The sequence below is a fragment of the Polynucleobacter necessarius genome (genome assembly GCF_900095215.1).
GTDB lineage: Bacteria > Pseudomonadota > Gammaproteobacteria > Burkholderiales > Burkholderiaceae > Polynucleobacter > Polynucleobacter necessarius_H.
The window spans coordinates 805,651-828,253 of record NZ_LT606949.1; the positions used below are offsets into that span (position 1 = coordinate 805,651).

15 protein-coding genes, 2 tRNA genes and 1 pseudogene are annotated in these 22,603 nt (G+C 46.1%); 13 read left to right on the forward strand and 5 right to left on the reverse strand.

Features of this window, described 5'->3' with window-relative positions; genetic code table 11:
- Positions 1-5 precede the first annotated feature (5 nt).
- Positions 6-896 carry a phosphoserine phosphatase SerB gene (gene serB / locus DXE35_RS04415; RefSeq protein WP_114689690.1) on the reverse strand — a complete coding sequence of 297 codons (891 nt, stop codon included), beginning with the start codon at positions 894-896 and terminating at the stop codon, positions 6-8.
- Between the two features lie 21 nt (positions 897-917).
- Entirely contained in the window at positions 918-4,460 is a 3,543-nt protein-coding gene (gene mfd, locus DXE35_RS04420) for a transcription-repair coupling factor (RefSeq protein WP_114689691.1), read from the reverse strand.
- Positions 4,461-4,483: 23 nt separating this feature from the next.
- Here mfd and ispD point away from each other — a divergent pair, with 23 nt between their 5' ends.
- From ispD to DXE35_RS04465, 9 genes are all read left to right on the forward strand, one after another.
- The gene (gene ispD / locus DXE35_RS04425; protein WP_114690377.1) at positions 4,484-5,242 is read left to right on the forward strand and encodes a 2-C-methyl-D-erythritol 4-phosphate cytidylyltransferase; all 759 of its coding nucleotides are present in this window, start codon (positions 4,484-4,486) and stop codon (positions 5,240-5,242) included.
- A gap of 12 nt (positions 5,243-5,254) precedes the next feature.
- Positions 5,255-5,758, forward strand: a complete 504-nt coding sequence (ispF, locus tag DXE35_RS04430) for a 2-C-methyl-D-erythritol 2,4-cyclodiphosphate synthase (RefSeq protein ID WP_114689692.1) — start codon at positions 5,255-5,257, stop codon at positions 5,756-5,758.
- A 78-nt stretch (positions 5,759-5,836) separates the two neighbouring features.
- Positions 5,837-5,923 (forward strand) — tRNA-Leu (locus DXE35_RS04435).
- 57 nt (positions 5,924-5,980) lie between these two features.
- Positions 5,981-7,318, forward strand: a complete 1,338-nt coding sequence (gene tig, locus DXE35_RS04440) for a trigger factor (protein WP_114689693.1) — start codon at positions 5,981-5,983, stop codon at positions 7,316-7,318.
- A 31-nt stretch (positions 7,319-7,349) separates the two neighbouring features.
- Positions 7,350-7,979 carry an ATP-dependent Clp endopeptidase proteolytic subunit ClpP gene (clpP, locus tag DXE35_RS04445; RefSeq protein WP_114689694.1) on the forward strand — a complete coding sequence of 210 codons (630 nt, stop codon included), beginning with the start codon at positions 7,350-7,352 and terminating at the stop codon, positions 7,977-7,979.
- A 30-nt stretch (positions 7,980-8,009) separates the two neighbouring features.
- Complete coding sequence (gene clpX, locus DXE35_RS04450; protein WP_114689695.1) at positions 8,010-9,371, forward strand: ATP-dependent Clp protease ATP-binding subunit ClpX; 1,362 nt, start codon at positions 8,010-8,012, stop codon at positions 9,369-9,371.
- A 271-nt stretch (positions 9,372-9,642) separates the two neighbouring features.
- Complete coding sequence (gene lon / locus DXE35_RS04455; protein WP_415070290.1) at positions 9,643-11,994, forward strand: endopeptidase La; 2,352 nt, start codon at positions 9,643-9,645, stop codon at positions 11,992-11,994.
- Positions 11,995-12,100: 106 nt separating this feature from the next.
- Positions 12,101-12,176, forward strand: a tRNA-Val gene (locus DXE35_RS04460).
- 100 nt (positions 12,177-12,276) lie between these two features.
- Positions 12,277-13,740: a peptidylprolyl isomerase gene (locus DXE35_RS04465; protein WP_114689697.1), complete on the forward strand. Its 1,464-nt coding sequence runs from the start codon at positions 12,277-12,279 to the stop codon at positions 13,738-13,740.
- Position 13,741: 1 nt separating this feature from the next.
- Here the strand turns inward: DXE35_RS04465 and DXE35_RS10370 are convergent, their stop codons facing one another.
- Both DXE35_RS10370 and DXE35_RS10375 read right to left on the reverse strand, forming a co-directional pair.
- A complete protein-coding gene (locus DXE35_RS10370; RefSeq protein WP_231970007.1) occupies positions 13,742-13,978 on the reverse strand; it encodes an SGNH/GDSL hydrolase family protein in 237 nt (78 codons plus the stop codon).
- 53 nt (positions 13,979-14,031) lie between these two features.
- Complete coding sequence (locus tag DXE35_RS10375; RefSeq protein ID WP_231970008.1) at positions 14,032-14,412, reverse strand: GDSL-type esterase/lipase family protein; 381 nt, start codon at positions 14,410-14,412, stop codon at positions 14,032-14,034.
- Between the two features lie 2 nt (positions 14,413-14,414).
- Between DXE35_RS10375 and DXE35_RS04475 the strand changes: the two are divergent.
- The 4 genes and pseudogenes from DXE35_RS04475 (at position 14,415) to DXE35_RS10385 (ending at position 19,920) form a co-directional block, all read left to right on the forward strand.
- Positions 14,415-15,089, forward strand: a pseudogene (locus tag DXE35_RS04475) (ABC transporter ATP-binding protein).
- 21 nt (positions 15,090-15,110) lie between these two features.
- Positions 15,111-19,148 (forward strand): phosphoribosylformylglycinamidine synthase, encoded by a 4,038-nt coding sequence (gene purL, locus DXE35_RS04480; RefSeq protein WP_114689698.1) that lies wholly within the window; start codon positions 15,111-15,113, stop codon positions 19,146-19,148.
- Between the two features lies 1 nt (position 19,149).
- Positions 19,150-19,563: a class I SAM-dependent methyltransferase gene (locus DXE35_RS10380; RefSeq protein WP_231970009.1), complete on the forward strand. Its 414-nt coding sequence runs from the start codon at positions 19,150-19,152 to the stop codon at positions 19,561-19,563.
- Positions 19,564-19,647: 84 nt separating this feature from the next.
- A complete protein-coding gene (locus tag DXE35_RS10385; protein ID WP_231970010.1) occupies positions 19,648-19,920 on the forward strand; it encodes a class I SAM-dependent methyltransferase in 273 nt (90 codons plus the stop codon).
- An 87-nt stretch (positions 19,921-20,007) separates the two neighbouring features.
- Here the strand turns inward: DXE35_RS10385 and DXE35_RS04490 are convergent, their stop codons facing one another.
- Positions 20,008-22,593 carry a bifunctional aconitate hydratase 2/2-methylisocitrate dehydratase gene (locus DXE35_RS04490; protein WP_114689699.1) on the reverse strand — a complete coding sequence of 862 codons (2,586 nt, stop codon included), beginning with the start codon at positions 22,591-22,593 and terminating at the stop codon, positions 20,008-20,010.
- Positions 22,594-22,603: the final 10 nt, after the last annotated feature.

Below are 22,603 nucleotides of genomic sequence, written 5' to 3' on the forward strand. Positions count from 1 at the left end.
AAGACTTAGGGGATTAGCAGTAAAGCAGCATCTAAGCCGACCTGGTCAAAAGCCGCGTCGGCTTTTTCTTTGACTACCGGCTTTGCTTGATAGGCAACACTGATGCCTGAGCCATTCATCATGATTAAATCATTGGCGCCATCGCCCATCGTAATGGCATTGGCTTTAGTGCAGCCAAGCTTTGCGCAGGTTGCGTCTAGGTAAGCTGCTTTTGCAGCGCCATCAACAATATCGCCCAGCACTTTGCCGGTGAGTTTGCCATCAATGATTTCAAGAGTATTGGCTTGAGTTTGTCTAAAACCCAATTCTTGGCGTAATTTTTCAGTGAAGAAAGTAAAGCCGCCGGATACCAAAAGTGTATATAGGCTGCGCTCCTGAGCACCAGCCAATAGCTGAACTGCGCCGGGGTTAGGGCGTAAGCGCTCACGATAAACCGATTCAAGCGCATCTGCATGGACACCTTCAAGTAAGGCAACACGTCTTCTCAAGCTTTCTTTAAAATCTTTGATCTCACCGCGCATAGTGGCTTCGGTAATTTCAGCGACGGCAGACTTTTGCCCTGTGAAATCTGCAATCTCATCAATACACTCAATGTTGATGAGTGTTGAGTCCATGTCCATTGCCAGTACACGAATATTTTGTGGCAATAGATCAGATTTTATGAAACAGAGGTCAGAGTTGAAGTTTCCCGCAAGCGTACGCAGTTGTTCGCGTTGCGCGGTTTCAATATGAGTGCTGGACTCAAATCGTTGAGAATAATAACGGCCGTTACTTGTTTGGCCGCCTGTTGAATGGAGTGTGATGCCAAATTGCAGTGCTTGGTCTTTTAGGGAAAAAACTAGCTTCTCAGAAATGGGTTCTCTAGAGAGAATCACAAGGGTTTGATGATTGGTCATAGCTTAGTCATAATTAGATTGCTAGCTTACTTTTGCAGAGTTCAGTACGGCTGACTCATTGAGGCGTCTCAGGATATTGCGAATGGCATCAAGGCGTTGTTCTAGTTTCTCAAATTCACGGTCTTTTTGGGGCAGAACCTTTAATTTATCTTGCCCGTTGAGTTGGATGTGTTTTGAAGATTGAATGAGTTGAAGAATCTTCATCGGATCAATGGGCGGATTCGGGATAAATTGAATTTGTATGGATGCGAGTGTCGCATCAATCTTTTTAATACCAAAACCTGTCATTTCGAGTCGTAAGCGATGGGTTTCATAAAAGGACTTCGCCTGATCTGGAAGGTCGCCGAAGCGATCAACCAACTCCTCACGCAAGCCCATCAATTCAGAAAAGTCATGAGTTCCAGCAAAGCGTTTATATAGAGAGAGGCGTTCATGAACATCGGGACAATAATCTTCTGGCAGTAGGGCGGGGACACCTAGATTGACGTCGGTGGTGGCCTGGAGTGGTGAAAGTAGATCTGGCTCTTTGCCGCTGCGTAAGGATTTCACGGCCCGATTGAGCATCTCGGTGTATAGCTGAAAGCCAATTTCATGAATTTCGCCAGATTGTTTGTCACCCAAAACTTCACCGGCACCTCGAATTTCCAAATCATGCATGGCCAAGTAGAATCCTGAGCCCAACTCTTCCATAGCTTGAATCGCATTTAGTCGTAACTGCGCTTGTTTGCTCAGCGCCTCAGGATCGGGTACCAATAAGTAGGCGTAAGCCTGATGATGGGAGCGTCCCACCCGGCCGCGCAATTGATGCAGTTGAGCTAGGCCAAACTTATCTGCGCGATGCATGATGATGGTATTGGCTGTGGGAACGTCAATCCCGGTTTCGATAATCGTAGTGCACAATAAAATATTAGTCCGCTGTGTCACGAATTCACGCATCACAGCCTCTAGCTCGCGCTCATGCATTTGTCCATGGGCAACGCTAATGCGCGCCTCGGGAATTAATTCTTGTAGCGCGTGCTTGCGGTTCTGAATGGTTTCTACTTCATTGTGCAAGAAATAGACTTGGCCTCCACGTTTCACTTCACGTAGAACAGCCTCGCGCATCACTCCATCACCTTCGCGACGGACAAAGGTCTTAATCGCTAGGCGTTTCTGTGGTGCGGTGGCGATAATGGAGAACTCGCGCAAACCTTCCATCGCCATACCCAAGGTTCTCGGTATCGGCGTGGCTGTTAGAGTCAGAATATCAACCTCGGCACGCAGGGCCTTAAGAGCATCTTTTTGTCGCACTCCAAAGCGATGCTCCTCATCAACGATGACTAAGCCCAAATTGGCAAATTGGGTTTCTTTGGAAAGTAGCTTGTGGGTGCCAATAATAATGTCAGCCTCACCTTTGGCTATGGCTTCTAGCGCGACATTGATTTCTTTAGTGGTTTTAAAACGCGAAAGCTCAACAATGCGGACTGGCCAATCCGCAAAGCGATCTTTCCAAGTGGCGACGTGCTGTTCGGCCAGTAGGGTGGTGGGGGCCAAAATAGCCACTTGTTTGCCGCCCATTACCGCTACAAAGCTCGCACGTAATGCCACCTCTGTTTTGCCAAAACCAACATCACCGCAAACTAATCGATCCATGGGCGTACCGCTAGTCATATCACCAATCACTGCTGCAATAGCGTTCGCCTGATCAGGCGTTTCTTCAAAACCAAAACTTTCCGCAAAGGCAGCGTAGTCATGAGCGGAAAACTCGAAAGCGTGACCTTTGCGAATCGCTCTAGCAGCATACAGGCCAAGTAATTCAGCGGCAGTATCTCGAATTTGTTGTGCAGCTTTGCGCTTGGCTTTATCCCATTGACCGGAGCCTAGTTGGTGAAGTGGGGCTGAATCAGGGTCTGAGCCCGCGTAGCGAGTCACCATTTGTAATTGCTGAACAGGCACATACAGGATAGCTTGTCCTGCATATTGCAAGTGGAGGAACTCCTCAAAGATGGGCGCTTCTTTTGGTGGAGCTAAATTGAGTAACACTAAGCCTTGATAGCGTCCAATACCATGCTCTGCGTGAACTACAGGATCTCCGATTTTGAGCTCGGACAAATCCTTGAACAACATGTCGGAGTCCGCGCTCTCACTTGCCTTGCCTTTGCGGCGTTGCCTTGCCGTTGTTGTAAATAATTCTGCTTCGGTAATGACAAGCAGATTTTCTGAAGGCCATGAAAATCCATTAAAAAGGGGTGCGGTAACCAAGCCAAATAAAGAGTTGTTCTTCACAAAGTCAGCAATGGTTTCAAAGCCTTCGGGCTTTAGATGGTATAGCGGTTTCCCATCCAGCCCTGCAACAGAATTACTTTCTTCAAAAAGCTGTCGAATGGATTCCTTGCGACCAGCGCTATCGGCGCAAACCAAAACACGTATTTTTTCAGAGGCAACCAGGCTTCGTAAGCGACTAATGGGATCGGCATCTCGTCGATGTACGGCGATATCAGGCACTGCCAAAAATTGATTCCGCTCTTTGCCATCCGTTTCAAGCGATAAGCGTGCATACGATTTAGAGGTTGAGAAAAATTCATCGACATCTAAAAATAATTCTTTAGGCGGGAGAATCGGCCAATCTAAATCATGCTTGAGGAATTCATAGCGAGAAAGGGTGTCTTTCCAAAACCCCTTGATGGTTTCTTCTGCATCACCAATGTTGACAAGCCAAACGGGATCGCCAGATCTAGGAAAGTAATCAAATAGATTAGATTGCTCTTCAAAAAAGAGTGGTAAATACGATTCAATACCAGCGCTTGGTATACCCAAATTAGCATCTTTGTATATGGCACAGCGACTTGGATCGCCTTCAAATACTTCCCTCCAGCGCCCCCTAAAGGCCGTGCGGGAGGTATCATCAAATGGGAATTCATGTCCCGGGAGTAGTCGAACTTCTTTAACAGGGTAAAGACTGCGTTGAGTATCTGGATCAAACGCCCGTATTTGTTCAATTTCATCACCGAACAAATCCAAGCGGTAGGGCAGGTTCGATCCCATGGGAAACAAGTCAAATAGACCGCCACGAATACTATATTCACCTGGGCGCATAACAGCGCTCACAGGGTCATAGCCAGCTTGTTGTAGTTGTAGCTTTAAAGCTGTCTCATCAAGCCTGTCACCTTGCCTAAAAAAGAAAGTGTGCCCAGATAAAAAATTTGGAGGTCCCAGTCTTTGTAGTGCGGTAGTAACCGGGACTAAAACAATGTCGCAACTGCCATTCAGTAATTCATAAAGAGTGGCCAGTCGTTCAGATACCAAATCTTGATGCGGCGAAAAATGGTCGTAGGGAAGAATCTCCCAGTCTGGCAGAAGTCGCGTTTTCAGCTGTGGAGCAAAAGCAGGAATTTCCTCAAGGAGTCTCTGCGCTTCCTGGGCGTGCGCGCAAAAAATCACCATGACGGAGAATTGATTGCGATATTGAAGGGCCGTTTGAGCCAATAAAGCCGCATCTGCTGACCCTACCAGCCCTGAAAAGGTAAAGCGCTGCCCAGCCCGGGGTGCGGGTATGGGGGGTGCTAGATTTAATGCATCAGACATCTGAGCTCATTATAGAATCAGGCATGGGCTCAGGAAATCATTTAAACAAGAAATGTCATGTACTTTTGCCGACCGCAGGCACGGGATCTCGACTTGGCGGTGAGCTGCCTAAGCAATTTCAACGGCTAGCTGGAAGGCCCATGCTTTCTTATGCGGTGGAGGCGTTTTGCAACTCTCCTCAAATCGAGTCTATCTGGGTAGGGGTGAGCTCGGGGTTTGTTGATAATCCGATTCTGCAGATCATTTCTGAGTGCTCAAAAAACTACAAAGAAATTCGAGTTTTACCAACTGGTGGCCCAACTCGACAAGAAACAGTCCGCAATACTTTGGCCACGATGCGTAAGGCTGGCATCTCTGAAGATGATTGGGTGTTAGTTCACGACGCAGCAAGACCGGGGATTACACCCGCATTAATTGATAAGTTAATTAGTGCAGTAAAAGAATCAAATAGCGGTGGAATACTGGCCGTTCCTTTGGCGGACACCTTAAAGCAAGCTGATTTAGATTCGGTTATCGCTGGAAATATTCCACACTCCGAGCGAACCATCCCAAGAGACCATCTTTGGCAGGCGCAGACTCCGCAGATGTTTGGATTAAAACAATTGCATGATGCTTTTGAGAGCACCATTCGCCTTGAGGCTGACGTTACCGATGAGGCTGGTGCAATTGAGTTAAGTGGCAAGAAGCCCTTACTGATTGAAGGTGCCGCGCGCAACTTTAAGGTAACCTATCCTGCTGATTGGGAGCTAATGCAGCTGTTATTAAGCGCAGACTCTAAATAAAGATTTATTAATATGACTCAAAATAATCTCCATATTCCACAATTTCGTATTGGGCAAGGTTACGACGTTCACGCCTTGGTTGGCGATAGAAAGCTCATTTTGGGTGGGGTGCACGTACCTTATGAGAGGGGTTTATTAGGGTACTCAGATGCAGACGTGCTCTTGCATGCTCTAACCGATGCCTTATTGGGGGCGGCCGGTTTAAATGATATTGGGCAATTATTTCCAGAGACTGACCCTCAATTTAAAGATATGGATAGCCGCATTTTGCTTAGGGCAGCCCTGCAAAAGGTTCAAGCAGCCGGTTTTCAGGTTGGCAATGTGGATGCCACAATCATTTGCCAGAAACCCAAATTAGCGGAATTTTTACCAGACATGGTCAAGAATATTGCTGCTGATTTAGCTGTGACCCCCAGCCACCTTAACCTTAAAGCCAAGACTAATGAATCGCTGGGTCATTTAGGTAGGGGCGATGGCGTAGCTGTCCATGCGGTTGCTTTGCTCTATCAGGCCTAAAACAAGCTCTTAAAGCCTAGGCATTGTAGAATTACGGTCTTTAGAGTGAAGTCTCAGCTTGGCAGTTTACGGATATTCGCGAGGATGGCGAAATTGGTAGACGCACCAGGTTTAGGTCCTGACGCCAGAAATGGTGTGGGGGTTCGAGTCCCCCTCCTCGCACCACAAGATTGCTACTTGGCTTGGACTTCACATTTCCAGATCTTCAATTAAGAGACGAGAATGGCTGTGCAGATAGAAAATTTAGGTTCACTAGACCGCAAAATGACTTTGGAATTCGCTCGTGCCGATTTGACAAAAGCGCGTGAAGCCCGATTGGCAAAAGTTGGTAAGACCATGAAAATGGCGGGCTTTCGTCCAGGCAAAGTTCCAAAGAATCTCGTTGAAAAACAACATGGCATACAGGTGGACTTTGAACTCCAATTTGATAAAGCTGCCGAACTTTTTTATGAGCAAGCTAAAAAAGAGGGTGTAGCTTTAGCGGGTCAGCCTCGCCTAGAGCCTAAGAGTGAGCTTGATGCTGAGAAAGTGGTGTTTGATGCCTTCTTTGAAGTATTATCGGAAGTAAAGATTGGTGATTTTGCTAAGGCAGAAGTTACCAAGTACACCACTGATATCGGCGAAGCTGAAATCGATCGCGCTCTAGAGGTATTGCGTAAACAGCAAGTGCATTACCACCCGCGTGGCGAGGCTGGTGCTCATGGCGATGGTGGCTCTAATACTGCCGCACAAAATGGTGACCAAGTCGTGATTGACTTTGTAGGCAAGATTGATGGGGTTGAGTTCGCCGGTGGCAAGGCGGAGAACTTTGAATACGTATTGGGCGAAGGTCGCATGCTACCTGAGTTTGAAGCAGCGACTCTAGGGCTCAAAGCGGGTGAAAGCAAATCATTCCCATTGAGCTTCCCAGCGGATTACCACGGCAAAGATGTTGCAGGCAAAACATCTGAGTTCACTATTACTGTGAAATCCGTTAACTGGCCACATTTACCAGCGGTAGATGATGCATTTGCATTGTCATTGGGCGTTGCTGAAGGCGGAGTTGCAAAGATGCGCGCTGAAGTAAAGGAAAACTTAGATCGCGAAGTAAAGCGTCGCATTACCTCATTATTGAAAAATGAAGTAATGGATAAGTTGAATGACTTATGTGAACTCGATGTTCCTAAATCTTTGGTTGCTTCAGAGCAAGAGCGTTTGGTAGAAACCACCCGTCAAGATTTAATGCAGCGCGGTGTTCGTAACGCCAAAGATGCGCCAATTCCAGCGGAGATTTTTTCTGAGCAAGCCACTAAACGCGTTCGCCTTGGTCTGATCTTGAGTGAGTTAGTTAAAAAGCAAAACTTGGCAGCTACGGCCGATCAAATTAAGGCAGAAATTGATGAGCAGGCAGCCACTTATGAAGATCCAAAAGAGGTTGTGCGTTGGTTCTACAGCAATCCCATCCGTTTAAAGGATATTGAGAACCTTGTTTTGGAAGATAATGTCATTAAGTACTTCACATCCCAGGCTAAGGTAAGCGATAAGGCCGTAAGCTTTGAAGAACTCAGCAAACTAAACTAAGCCACCCATTTACCTTATAAGAGGTTTTAAAATGATCCACAACCATTCACAGTCTGAAAATCTAGAACCAAAAGGCTTGGGCTTGGTGCCTATGGTGATTGAAACCTCTGGTAGGGGCGAGCGTGCGTATGACATTTATTCAAGATTGTTGCGTGAGCGCGTGGTTTTCTTAGTTGGTGAAGTGAATGATCAAACTGCTAACTTAGTGATTGCGCAATTACTATTTCTTGAGAGCGAAAATCCAGATAAAGAAATATCTCTTTACATCAACTCTCCAGGTGGTTCAGTTTCAGCTGGTCTAGCGATCTACGATACGATGCAATTTATCAAACCCCATGTAAGCACTTTATGCATGGGCATGGCTGCCAGTATGGGCGCTTTCCTGTTATGCGCCGGCGAAAAAGGTAAGCGCTATGCGTTGCCTAACTCACGCGTCATGATTCATCAGCCTTTGGGTGGTGCGCGTGGCCAAGCCTCAGATATTGAGATTCACGCTCGTGAAATTTTGTACCTCCGTGAACGCTTAAATAAAATTTTGGCCGATCGTACTGGTCAATCTATAGAAACGATCGCTAAAGACACGGACCGAGATAACTTCATGTCCGCAGAGCAAGCCCGCGAGTATGGCTTGATCGATACAGTGATCGAGAAGCGCCCTTAATTTTCTTATTCAATCATTGCAGAGCCCATTTTGAGCGATACCAACATCACTAATTCATCGGATAAAGTTCTGTATTGTTCTTTCTGCGGTAAAAGTCAGCATGAAGTTAAAAAACTGATCGCTGGACCCTCCGTATTTATTTGCGATGAGTGCATAGATCTTTGCACCGATATTATTCAAGAAGAAATCGCCAAGCTTCCCAGGGAGGAGGGTGATGACTCCTTACCAACCCCTCACCAAATTCGTGAGAACTTGGATCAATATGTTATTGGCCAAGATCACGCCAAGAAAACGCTAGCGGTTGCTGTATACAACCATTACAAACGCTTGCAGTATTTGCCGAAGCCGAAAAAAGAGACGTTGGACAAAGATGGCAAGCCAGTAGAGGCGGCGGACAAGAAAGAGTCAAAAGTACCAGCTAAAGCAATGGTTGATGGCGTAGAGCTTGCAAAGAGCAATATTCTGTTAATCGGACTCACTGGCTCCGGCAAGACGCTTTTAGCTCAAACGCTTGCTCGCATGTTGGATGTTCCATTTGTAATGGCTGACGCAACGACACTCACTGAGGCTGGTTATGTTGGTGAAGACGTTGAAAACATCATTCAAAAATTGTTGCAAGCTTGCGATTACAACGTAGAAAAAGCCCAGCGTGGCATTGTCTATATTGATGAAATTGATAAGATTGCTCGTAAGTCAGATAACCCCTCAATTACTCGCGATGTATCGGGTGAGGGTGTTCAACAGGCATTGTTAAAGCTGGTTGATGGCACTATGGCTTCTGTGCCGCGACAAGGTGGTCGGAAGCACCCCAATCAAGACTTCTTTCAAGTAGACACTACGAATATTTTATTTATCTGTGGCGGCGCATTTGATGGTCTCGAGAAGATCATTCAACGGCGCACCGCTAAAACCGGTATTGGTTTTAATGCGGCCGTTCCAGGTAAAGATGATCGCGGTGTAAGCGATCTCTTTATTGAGGTTGAGCCAGAAGATCTTATCAAGTTCGGCTTAATCCCTGAATTAATAGGGCGATTGCCAGTGGTTGCCACTTTGGCTCAATTGGATGAAACGGCATTAATTCAGATTTTGACCGAGCCAAAAAATGCCTTGGTTAAGCAATATCAAGCACTGCTCACTATGGAAGGCTCCGAGCTTGAGGTGCGTCGCGAGGCCTTGTCAGCTATCGCCAAAAAGGCTATTGCCCGTAAAACAGGTGCTCGTGGCCTCAGATCTATTCTTGAGGGCTCATTGCTGGATGTAATGTACGATTTGCCATCCCTCAAGAACGTCCAAAAAGTTGTTATTGACGAAAATAGCATTGCTGAAGGTGGAAAGCCACTTTTGGTCTATAAACAGGATGCTGAGCAGACGGAAATAAGCAAAAAGGCTTAAATTCTGAGGGTTTTCGCTATTTTTTTGGCATTGTTGCCCCTTTTTTTACATTTTTACCCATTGTTTTTCTCTAATGTCCACCCATATAGGTAGTATGCTACTCATGAATAATGTCTCTATTTAGTGGCTATAGGATTAATTACCACTATTAGGGGCTTTTGAGGTTTGATTACTTTGGAGGATTTGCCCCATGCCTGACCACTTATTACTCCCCTCTGAACCAATTCAACTACCTTTGCTCCCATTAAGGGATGTAGTTGTGTTTCCTCATATGGTGATCCCATTGTTTGTGGGTCGCCCTAAATCCATTAAAGCCCTAGAGGCTGCCATGGAAACTGGCAAAAATGTTCTTTTAGTAGCTCAAAAAGCGGCCGCCAAGGATGAGCCTGTGATTGAGGACCTTTATGAGGTCGGTTGCATTGCTAATATTTTGCAAATGCTGAAGTTGCCTGATGGTACTGTAAAGGTGCTTGTTGAGGGCGTGCAACGTGCCGAGGTCAGTCAGATTGAAGATAGCCTTGGCTATTTCAATTGCGAGGCTACTCAAACAGCCAATAATGCAATTGACGCTCATGAGACTGAAGCCCTGCGTCGTGCCATCATGGCGCAGTTCGATCAATATGTAAAAGTCAATAAAAAAGTACCTCAAGAAATATTGTCTTCATTGGGTGACATTGATGACCCCAGTCGCTTGGCGGATACTATCTGCGCTCATTTACCGGTGAAGCTTGAGCAGAAACAACGCTTACTGGAAATGACGGATGTGGTTCAGCGTTTAGAAAGCTTGCTTGCTGATCTCGAAAGTGAAATTGATATTCTGCAAGTGGAAAAGCGCATTCGTGGACGTGTGAAGCGTCAAATGGAAAAGAGTCAGCGCGAGTACTACTTAAATGAACAAGTAAAAGCCATTCAGAAAGAATTGGGCGAAGGCGAAGAGGGTGCTGATCTAGAAGAGTTAGAGAAGCGCATTAAAGCTGCGCGTATGCCTAAAGAAGCGTTGAAAAAGACGGAGTCAGAACTCAAGAAGCTGAAGCTAATGTCGCCGATGTCTGCTGAGGCAACGGTTATTCGTAACTTTATTGATACCTTAGTAAATCTGCCTTGGAAGAAAAAAACCAAGATCAACAACGACCTCACTCATGCTGAAAAAGTATTGGATGAAGACCACTATGGCTTAGATAAAGTCAAAGAGCGTATACTGGAATACCTCGCGGTTCAACAGCGAGTTGATCGCGTAAAGGCCACGATTCTTTGTTTGGTTGGACCTCCTGGCGTTGGTAAAACATCGCTTGGACAATCCATCGCACGTGCTACCAATAGAAAATTTGTTCGTATGGCCTTAGGTGGTGTGCGTGATGAGTCCGAGATTCGTGGGCATCGCCGCACCTATATTGGCTCGATGCCGGGCAAGATTTTGACTAGTTTGACCAAGGTAGGGGTTCGCAATCCTTTATTCCTCTTGGATGAAGTTGACAAGATGGGTATGGATTTCCGCGGAGATCCAGCTAGCGCCTTGCTGGAGGTTCTGGATCCAGAGCAAAATCATACTTTCCAAGATCATTACGTTGAGGTCGATTTTGATCTGTCCGACGTCATGTTTGTTGCGACTTCGAATTCTTTGAATATTCCTGGTCCATTATTGGATCGTCTTGAGATCATTCGTTTGGCTGGCTATACAGACGATGAAAAAACCAGTATTGCCGTTAATTACTTGATTCCCAAGCAAGTCAAAAATAATGGTTTGAAAAAAGACGAACTCAAGATTGAAGATAGCGCAGTACGCAACATGATTCGCTATTACACGCGTGAGGCTGGTGTCCGATCTTTAGAGCGTGAAATTAGTAAGATTTGCCGTAAGGTGGTCAAGCTTTTGCTTCTGAAGAAGGAGGCTGCTCCTGTTGTTGTTAATGCAGAAAATTTAGAGAAGTTCCTCGCTGTGCGCATGTATGACTTTGGTTTGGCTGGCAAAGAAAATCAAGTGGGCCAAGTAACTGGTTTGGCGTGGACGGAAGTTGGCGGCGATCTACTGACTATTGAGGCTGCCGTGATGCCCGGTAAAGGCGTCATCACCCGAACTGGTTCTATCGGCGATGTTATGAAGGAATCCGTAGAGGCTGCTCGCACCGTAGTGCGATCAAGAGCAAAGCGTCTAGGTATCGCCGACGAGTCATTTGAGAAAAAGGATATTCATATTCACTTTCCAGATGGAGCCACCCCTAAGGATGGGCCGTCGGCTGGTATCGCCATTACAACTGCTTTGGTCTCTGTATTCACTGGCATTCCAATTCGCTCAGATGTAGCCATGACAGGTGAAATTACCTTGCGCGGTGAAGTGCTGCCTATTGGTGGATTGAAAGAGAAGTTATTGGCTGCTCATCGTGGCGGAATAAAGTTAGCCTTAATTCCAGAAGAGAATGTAAAGGATCTGATAGATATTCCTGACAACGTCAAAAATGCGATTGAGATAATTCCAGTGCGCTGGATTGATAAAGTGTTGGAATTGTCGCTAGAACGCATACCAGAAGCTTTACCCGACACAACGCCTGAAGAGTTGGCCAAAAAGGCGGCTGAGGCGAGTAAGGCAAGCGAAAAAAGTGCTTCGGCAGACGTACTGAAGCACTGAAAATAGGGCGATTTTTCGTAATATAGAGTTCCTCTTAAAGGGGCTGTATTGCGGAAAATCTACCTGAAACCTACGTTTAGGTTAAAATTTCACCTGTAATATTTTGGGGCGCTTAGCTCAGTGGGTAGAGCGTCTGCCTTACACGCAGAATGTCGGGAGTTCGAGCCTCTCAGCGCCCACCAAATTATTGCCATTCCTATAAAGGCTACTCGGGCATTTCAATACCTTTCCGCTTCACCCATGTAAACTCCTAGTATTCATTTTTTTACTAGCGAACTTTTCATGTTTGATACCGTCCGTAAGCACCAGCGAATTTTGCAGTTTGTATTAATGCTTCTAATCGTGCCATCTTTCGCATTTTTTGGCATTTCAAGCTATTCCAGTTTTTTGGACAAAGAAACTGATCTTGTCACAATTAATGGCAAGCCAATTACTGCGCAAGAAGTGGATTCTGCTGCCAAGCGTCAAGCGGAGCGTGTTGGCGGTAATGCGCAAATAGTGCAAAGCCTCCAATTTAGACAGGCCATTCTGAATGAGTTATTACAGCAACGTATTTTGGGATTCGCGGTTAGCGATCTGCGTTTGCAAGTTGGCAAGGAAGCTTTGGTAAAAAGCTTGCAAAATATTTCACAAATTCGCGCTTTATATAAACAAGATGGAAGTTTTGATGATGCTCGCTTCAAGCAATTATTGGCGAGCAATGGATTAAATGAAGAGCAGTTTTACGCCAGCCAAGCATTTGATTTGAAAATTGGACAGCTTGTTAACTCGGTAGCTCGTACTGAAATTGGTAGCCCAAAACTGTCAGAAATTGTTTCAACCCTGTATGAGACTGAGCGACAAGTACAGGCTATGTCGTTTGATGCAAAAGATTATTTATCTCAGGTCAATCCAACACAAGAGGAGCTTCAGGCTTTCTATAACGCGAATGCCAAGCTTTTTGAGAGTCCTGAATATGTTGACGTTGAGTACATCGTCCTCAAAGCTGATCCTAAAGAGGATGCAAAGGTTTTCAGTGAGAAAGCCGACCAGTTTGCGCATATGACTTATGACCAGTCAGATAGCCTCAAGCCTACCGCTAATAAATTAAAACTCAATGTTCAAACCCAGAAGGGTGTTACTCGCTCCGGTGTTGCTGGAGTTGCTAAAGATCATCCTCTGGCCAATCCAAAAGTAGTCCAATCTCTTTTTGGCGATGAGGCTGTTAAGAACAAGCGGAATACTGAAGCAGTTCAAACAGCTCCTGGTGTATTTGTTTCTGCGCGGGTGGTGACTTTTCATCCCGCCCAGATCTTGCCGTACAAAGATGTTGCTACAGAGGTAAGGCGTCACGTGAGTCAGCGCATGGCTGAAAAGTTGGCGACTAGTGCTGCTGCTGATCGCTACGCCGTGTTGCAAAAGGATCCTAAGGGTGCGACTGGATTTGCCAATCCAATTTGGGTCTCCAGGAATAAGCCTGGCAATTTAGTCGGCGACGCGCTTGACCAAGTTATGTCAGTTAACCCAGATCAATTCCCTGCATTAGTTTCTGTCAGCAATCCCGGGGTTGAAACTATCCTGTATCGCGTTAATCAAGTACGCCAGCCTACGGGTGTTGATGCTAAAGTGCAAAAGGCGCAATCCCAACAAATCCAAGCTCTAGCGGCTCAATCTGAGTTTGCTGGCTTTATGGCTTATTGGCGTGATGTAGCTGGGGTAAAGGTGATTAATCCGCTGAAACCAATGTCCTCCGGCCCTGGAAGCTAAGCTATTTACTCTTCAGTAGCGTTTGATATGGGGTCATAGCGCCCCATACATTTTTGTACAGAATGATTTGCGCTTTTTCATTTGGGTGAATACGATCTGTTTGAAATAAGGTGATGTCAGAGGCAACGCCGTTCAAAAAGAAGGGTAGTAATTGCACATTCTCTTGAATTGCCAGTTTTGCATAAAGATCCTTAAACTGTTTGGTGTATTCCTGCCCATAGTGAGATGGGATTTGCATTCCAAATAAAAGTACTTTTGCTCAAGTACTTTTGCTCAATTGAATCATCTTGCTTAAATTTTTTCTGTTTCTTGAATGGATAGACCGCGTAAAGCATCATTTTCTCCAAGCTCCAAAAGGACTATTCCAGGCCTCTTTTGTTCGAAGAGTTTCGGCAACCTTGTTAGGCCTCCAGAACTTGTTTCACCGCTGATGCTTGCATTCAATACTCTCCATGAACTAGCTTCCTTACGAAGTTGATCTTCTAGAAGTCTTACCCAGCCAGTTCCACGCGCCAAGCCATATTCTGCCGATAGGCTGTCGCCCATTAACAAAATGGTGGGGTTTGTTTGCGCATAGGCGCCAAAGGGAATTAGCAGGCAAAATAGGGCAAACGCCATGGATATGGCTGATCGTTTTTTACTCAAGAAGTTCAACCCAATCATTTGATTCATTGATGAGTATTCCAGTAAAGGTTCTTAAAGCGATACAACTAGGCAAGCAAGTTTTTTCTAGTGATGGATCGTTAACTATTTTGCACGACATTAGCTTTGATGTCCGTGAGGGTGAGAGCGTTGCCATAACAGGGGCATCAGGCTATGGAAAAAGTATCTTACTTGGACTTCTGGCTGGTTTAGATACGCCTACCAGTGGGCATGTTGAGCTAGCTTCGCATCACTTGAGTCAGCTAGACGGAGATGGAAGAGCCAAGATAAGAAGGCAAAAGGTTGGATGTGTATTTCAATCCTTTCAGTTGCTACCCCATTTAACAGCCATTGAAAATGTCATGCTTCCAGCGGAATTAAACGGCCTAAGCACCCCTAAAGAAAATGCTCTGATTTGCCTTGAGCAAGTGGGCTTGGCTGCTCGAGCCAACGATTTCCCTAAAACGCTTTCCGGGGGTGAACAACAGCGGGTGGCGTTAGCTAGAGCCTTCATCATGAAGCCTGCAATCTGATTTTCCGATGAGCCCACTGGCAGCTTGGATGAGATTAGCGGAAACCGGGTTATTGAGCTCCTTTTTGAGCTAAATAGGGAAAATAATTAGACCCTTATTCTTGTGACCAATGACCAAGCCTTGGCTGATCGATGTCAGCGGCAATTGCACCTTCCAGGCGGTCGCTTGCTGTAGGCAAAACCTTATAATCTAGAGATGTCTTTTTTCCACTTTTTGCCCGGCGCTGATGCGCTTTCCCCCTTCCGCCAACAGCGACTTTTAGCTACTTTGGCAGCTCAAGGGGTTGATCTTGAGTCCATCGAAGCTCAGTACCTTCATTTCATTTGGTCGACGACTGAACCTAGCCCAAAAAACCAAGAGGTCATGGCAAGCCTATTGACCTATGGCCAGCCATTTAGATCCAAAATCAATCAAGGTAAATCTTGGTTCGGCAATGGCAAGGCAGATACTCAAGGCGCGATTGTTATCCCAAGATTTGGAACGGTTTCTCCTTGGGCTAGTAAGGCAACGGATATCGCCCGTCAATGTGGATTAAATGTTTTGCGTCTTGAGCGCGGAGTTCAGTTTGCATGGAAGAGTAAAAAGCCGCTAACTCCAGCACCAGCACAATTGGTGCTTGCTGCTGTCCATGACAGAATGACAGAAGCGGTTATTGATTCAACAGATGCTGCCAATAGCTTATATCAATCGTTAGAGGATAAGCCTTTGGCGCGTATCCCCGTAATGACAGAAGGTAGGGTGGCTCTTGATAAAGCCAACCAAGATTTAGGTCTTGCCTTGTCTGATGATGAAGTGGCATATCTCGCTGATAACTTTACTAAGCTTAAGCGTAACCCCTCTGATGTTGAATTGATCATGTTTGCCCAGGCGAACAGCGAGCACTGTCGCCATAAGATATTTAATTCCAGCTGGACCATTGATGGTGATGATCAAGAGCGTTCTTTATTCGCCATGATTCGCAATACTCATCAATTGCAGCCACATGGAACGATTGTTGCCTACTCAGATAACTCTGCGGTGATGGTTGGTTGTGAAGCAGAAACTTGGGTGCCTCAAGGCGATAATCATCGTTACGAAAAAGAGACACGCTTAGTACATACCTTAATGAAGGTGGAGACTCATAATCATCCAACAGCGATTGCACCATTTCCTGGTGCATCTACCGGTGCTGGTGGTGAGATTCGTGATGAGGGTGCCACCGGTATTGGCGGTCGCCCTAGGGCGGGTCTGACGGGCTTCTCTGTTTCTAACCTCAATATCCCTGGTACGGATCTTCCATGGGAGGCTGAGAAATACGGCAAGCCTGAGCGTATCGCAACATCTTTGCAAATCATGATTGATGGCCCACTAGGTGGCGCTGCATTTAATAACGAATTCGGTAGGCCTATTCTTGGCGGATATTTCCGCGTCTTTGAACAAACCCTAGATGGCACTCGTCGTGGTTATCACAAGCCCATCATGATCGCTGGTGGTATTGGCAGCATTGATTCGATTCACACTGAGAAGAAGCCCATTCAAGCAGGACATCTGTTGATTCAACTGGGTGGCCCTGGAATGCGTATTGGTATGGGTGGTGCTACTGGCAGCTCTGTTGCAACTGGTACGAATACCGCTGATCTTGACTTTGACTCCGTTCAACGTGGTAATCCAGAAATGGAACGTCGCGCGCAAGAAGTGATAAACGCTTGCCGTGCGCTTGGTGAACACAATCCGATCGTTTCTATTCATGATGTCGGCGCAGGTGGCCTATCGAATGCATTCCCTGAGTTGGCTGATGGTGCTGGTTTGGGGGCTGCTTTTAAATTGCGTAGCGTACCGCTTGAAGAAAGCGGTATGAGTCCTGCAGAAATTTGGTGCAATGAATCTCAAGAGCGTTATGTATTGGCAATCGATAAAAAGGATTTAGAGCTCTTTAAATCGTTTTGTGAACGCGAGCGCTGTCCATTCGCCGTGGTTGGTGAGGCTACAGCAGAGCGCCAGCTTAAATTGAGTGATACCAAGCAAGCTCCTGGTGCTGATGACTCCTCGCCTATTGATATGCCGATGGAAGTTCTTTTCGGCAAGCCTCCTAAAATGCATCGCAATGTCACGAGAGTGACTCAAGAATTTAAAGAACTAGATGTTACCGATGCCGATCTCGCGCAATCGATTGCTTGGGTATTGCAGCAGCCTACCGTAGCAAGCAAAGCGTTCTTAATTACGATTGGCGATAGAACGGTTGGCGGTCTAAATGCACGCGATCAATTCGTGGGTCCATGGCAAGTTCCTGTGGCTGACTGCGCAGTCACGATGATGGATTACAAAGGCTACCGCGGCGAAGCTATGTCTATGGGCGAAAGAACCCCATTGGCAGTGATTGATGCACCTGCGGCTGCACGTATGGCAGTCGGCGAGGCAATTACGAATCTATTGGCTGCTGATATTGCCAGCCTTGATAGTGTAAAACTCTCCGCTAACTGGATGGCAGCCTGTGGCGCACCAGGCGAAGATGCAAAGTTATATGACTCTGTAAAAGCGATTGGCATGGAGCTCTGTCCTGCACTCGGAATTTCTATTCCAGTCGGCAAGGATTCTTTGTCTATGTCCACTGCGTGGCAAGACGGCGCTGAATCTAAAAAGGTGGTTGCTCCCGTTTCTTTGATCATTTCCGCCTTTGCTTCCGTAACAGATGTACGCAAAACATTAACGCCACTACTAAAACTTAAAAACCAGTCCGGATCCGCTTTTGATAGCGAGCTGCTTTTGATTGATTTAGGTCTAGGCAAAAATCGTATGGCGGGAAGCATCTTGGCTCAGGTTCTCGATCAATCAGGCAAAACTGCGCCAGATATTGATCACCCAGAAGATCTTAAAGCTTTGGCTGCAGCCATTATTGAGCTGCGCAAAGATCACAAGTTGTTGGCTTATCACGACCGTTCGGATGGCGGCTTGTTTGCTTGCGTTGCTGAAATGGCTTTTGCTTCTCATTGCGGTATTTCTATGAACGTCGATATGATTGCCATGGATGCAGGTCAAGAACCGGATTATGGGGATGCTAAGAATTGGGCGCAGCAAATTTCTGGTCGACGTCATGAGCAAACAATGCGCGCCTTATTCAATGAAGAGCTTGGTGCTGTAATTCAGATTCGTAAAGAAGATCGAGATGCTGTATTTGCAGTACTCAGAAATCTAGGTTTGAGTGCCTATAGTCATGTCATTGGTAAACCAAACAACAATGGACGCATTGAGATCTGGCGTGACGCAAAAAATATTTTTTCTGAACCTCGTGAAGTTCTGCAAAAAATGTGGGCCAACACTAGCTACCAGATTGCACGCCTACGTGATAATCCCGCTTGTGCGGACAGGGAGTTCGCTCTCTTGGATAACCCCGCTGATCCAGGCATGAGCCCAAAACTCATGTTTGATGCATCCGAAGATATTGCTGCCCCTTACATTGCTAAAAATGCGCGTCCTAAGGTTGCGATCTTGCGAGAGCAGGGCGTTAACTCCCACGTTGAAATGGCTTATTCAGTGAACTGGGCTGGGTTTGATAGTTATGACGTTCATATGTCGGATCTATTGAGCGGTAAAGCTAAGTTAGATGATTTCAGGGGCTTAATAGCCTGCGGTGGTTTTAGTTATGGCGATGTTTTAGGTGCCGGTGAAGGATGGGCCAAAACAATTCTATTTAATCAACAACTCCGCGATCAATTCTCCACATTCTTTAATCGTCAAGACAGCTTCGCCCTTGGCGTCTGTAATGGTTGTCAAATGATGGGCAATCTTTCAGGCATCATTCCTGGCGCAGAAGCTTGGCCTAAATTTACACGCAATCAATCCGAGCAATATGAGGCTCGATTGGTTATGGCCGAAGTAATGGCTTCACCATCGATATTCACGCAAGGCATGGAAGGTAGCCAGATTCCAATTGCGGTTGCGCACGGTGAAGGGTTTGCCAACTTCAGTCAGCAAGGCAATTTAGAGCAGATTCAAAAGCAGGGCTTAGCCGCATTCCGTTTTGTAGATCATCACGGTATGCCAACAGCAACTTATCCCATGAATCCCAATGGATCGCCAGACGGCTTAACAGGTGTGACTACACCGGATGGTCGCTTTATGGTGATGATGCCTCATCCAGAGCGAGTCTTTAGGGCTGCCCAGATGAGCTGGTGTCCACCAGAATGGTTGAATACACCAGATGGCGCAAGCCCATGGTTGCGTCTATTCCGAAACGCGCGTCGCTGGGCAAATTAAGTTGTCAACTACACACTTAATGGAGCCAGTCACTTTTTCAGAGAGTGGTGGCATTCCCTATCTTCATTTTGGAACAGAATTGATCCAGGGTGCGATGCGTATACGTGACCCTGATGAGATTTATCTTGAATACAACCAACAGATGATGGCTTGGCTACTGTTCTTAGAGACCAAACCAGAAATGCGTGTTGCTCAACTTGGCTTGGGCACTTGCGCCTTGACTAAATTTCAGCATCATTATTGTCCGGCCGTTAAAACAACTGTGGTTGAACTCAATCCCGCCGTCATAGTGTCTTCTCGATCTATGTTTTTCACTCCAGATGATGATCGCAAATTAGAAACACTGCAAACTGATACAAAACAGTTTGTGAAAGATAAAAAACAAGATAAATTTGATGCTGTCCCAGTAGATTGATATGATGCCATCTGCGATGGCCCTGCGGCAAGTTCATTGGATTTCTATAAGGGCTGCTTCAATATTCTTAAGGGGCCTGGCGCCATGACGGTAAATTTATTCTCACGTCATAAGAGCTTTGAGGTGAATTTAAAAAAGATCTGCGAAGCTTTTGGGAATAGGGTGCTCTTATTTCCAGAGTCTCATGATTGCAATGTGGTGGCTATTGCTTTTAAAGGCCCTAAGCTCAAGGCTGAATGGAAAGCTGTCTCCAAGCGCGCCAAATTGATTCTTGAGAAGACGGGATTGTCTACTAATAAATGGGTTTCCGGAATCAGTCGTGAAAATGCAAGGCAAGAGTTAAGACTTGCTATCTAATATGAGATGAGTTTTGAGATAACAAAAAAAGGTGATCAAATGATCGCCTTTTTTGCTTCTTAGTCCTTATTCAAGACTCTGGTCTTATTAAACCGTCACAGTATCTGCAACATCGCTAAATGACTTAAGTTTGTCAAAGCTCATGTACTTATAAACATCACCAGCTTTAGCATCGAGCGTCTTCACTTGCTCCAGGTACTCCGCAGGAGTAGGTAAGCGACCCAAGAGGGCTGCTACAGAAGCTAATTCAGCAGAAGCTAAATAAACGCGTGTATCAATGCCTAAACGGTTAGGGAAGTTTCTTGTAGAGGTTGATACTGCAGTTGAACCCTTTCGGATCTGAGCTTGGTTACCCATGCAAAGCGAGCAGCCAGGGCTTTCCATACGAGCACCAGCAGCGCCTAACATACCGTAGTAGCCTTCTTCCATCAATACCATGGCGTCCATCTTGGTTGGCGGAGCTACCCATAAACGAGTTGGCATATCTTTCTTGCCTTGCAATACCTGACCAGCTGCGCGGAAGTGACCGATATTGGTCATGCATGAACCAATAAATACTTCGTCAATCTTGTCACCAGCAACTTCAGACAATACTTTGACATCATCTGGATCGTTAGGGCATGCAAGAATTGGTTCTTTTATTTCATCGATATTGATTTCGATGATCTCTGCATAGTCAGCATTTGCATCAGCCTTGAGGAGTTGCGGATTAGCAATCCAGGCTTCCATGGCTTTAATGCGGCGACCAAGGGTACGCTTATCTTCATAACCATTGGCAATCATCCACTTCATCAAAGTGATATTGGATTGCATGTACTCAATGATCGGCTCTTTGTTCAAGTGAACAGTGCAGCCACCAGCGGAACGCTCAGCTGAAGCATCAGACAGCTCAAATGCTTGCTCAACCTTAAGGTCAGGCAGACCCTCGATTTCTAGAATGCGACCTGAGAAAATATTTTTCTTACCTTGTTTCTCGACGGTTAACAAACCCTTCTTAATTGCATACAAAGGAATCGCATTAACCAAGTCACGCAAGGTGATGCCAGGCTGCATCTTGCCTTTGAAGCGAACCAATACAGACTCAGGCATATCCAATGGCATCACGCCAGTAGCTGCCGCAAAAGCAACCAAGCCTGAACCGGCCGGGAATGAAATGCCGATTGGGAAACGAGTGTGACTGTCACCACCAGTACCGCAGGTATCTGGGAGGAGCAAACGATTTAACCAGCTGTGGATCACGCCATCACCTGGACGCAAGGCAACGCCACAACGATTGGTCATGAATGGTGGTAATTCATGTTGAGTGCGAATATCAACAGGCTTCGGATAGGCAGAAGTGTGGCAGAAGGACTGCATCACGAGATCGGATGAGAAACCAAGGCAAGCCAAGTCTTTCAATTCATCGCGAGTCATCGGGCCAGTAGTGTCTTGTGAGCCAACAGTAGTCATATGTGGCTCGCAGTATGCACCAGGGCGAACGCCTTGGCCTTCTGGCAAGCCGCATGCGCGACCAACGATCTTTTGAGCCAAACTGAAGCCCTTTTTGTTGTCCACTGGATTGACTGGCAGGCGGAACTCTGTAGAAGCAGGCAAGTCAAGCGCTGCACGCGCTTTAGCAGTTAAGCCGCGACCAATAATCAAAGGAATACGACCGCCAGCACGAACCTCATCCAGAATCACGGGCGACTTTAGTGAAAAGCTAGTGATTTCACTACCATTTTTGAATACTTTTCCTTCGTATGGGCGCAGCTCAATCTCATCACTCATGTTCATTTGAGAAACATCCAATTCAATTGGTAATGCGCCTGAATCTTCCATCGTATTGAAGAAGATAGGAGCAATGTTCCCACCAAGACAAACGCCACCAAAACGTTTGTTTGGAACAAATGGAATATCTTGGCCTGTCCACCAGAGAACAGAGTTTGTGGCAGATTTACGTGAAGAACCAGTACCTACAACGTCACCTACATAAGCAATTTGCTTGCCTGTTTTCTGTAGTGCTGCAATTTGTTTCATTGGGCCGCGAACACCAGCCTCATCAGGCTCAATGCCTGGACGTGGGTTCTTCAGCATGATCGTGGCATGCAATGGAATATCTGGACGACTCCATGCATCTGGCGCAGGGGAGAGGTCATCGGTATTAGTTTCGCCCGTTACTTTGAAGACTGTAAGCTTCATGCTTTCTGGAACAGCAGGGCGGCTAGTAAACCACTCGGCATTCGCCCAGCTTTGCATTACTGCTTTAGCGTTTGCATTGCCTTTTTCTGCCAACTCTTGAACATCATTGAAGTAATCAAACATCAAGAGTGTTTTCTTAAGTGCCTCCGCTGCTGCTGCGCCACATTCGGTGTCAGCAAGTAACTCTACTAATGGTTTGATGTTGTAGCCACCAAGCATGGTGCCCAATAATTCAGTGGCGCGTATGCGAGAAATTAAAAGGGATTCTTCTGTGCCTTTAGCGATCGCATCTAAAAATTCAGCTTTTACTTTTGCTGCCTCATCTACACCCGCAGGTACGCGATTCGTAATTAACTCTACAAGTTCAGCCTCTTTTCCAGCAGGTGGATTTTTTAACAATTGAACCAATTCAGCGGTTTGATCTTTGGTCAAAGGTAGGGCTGGGATGCCAAGGGCTGCGCGTTCGGCAACTTGGGCGTTATAGGCTTCTAACATTGTGTTTCCT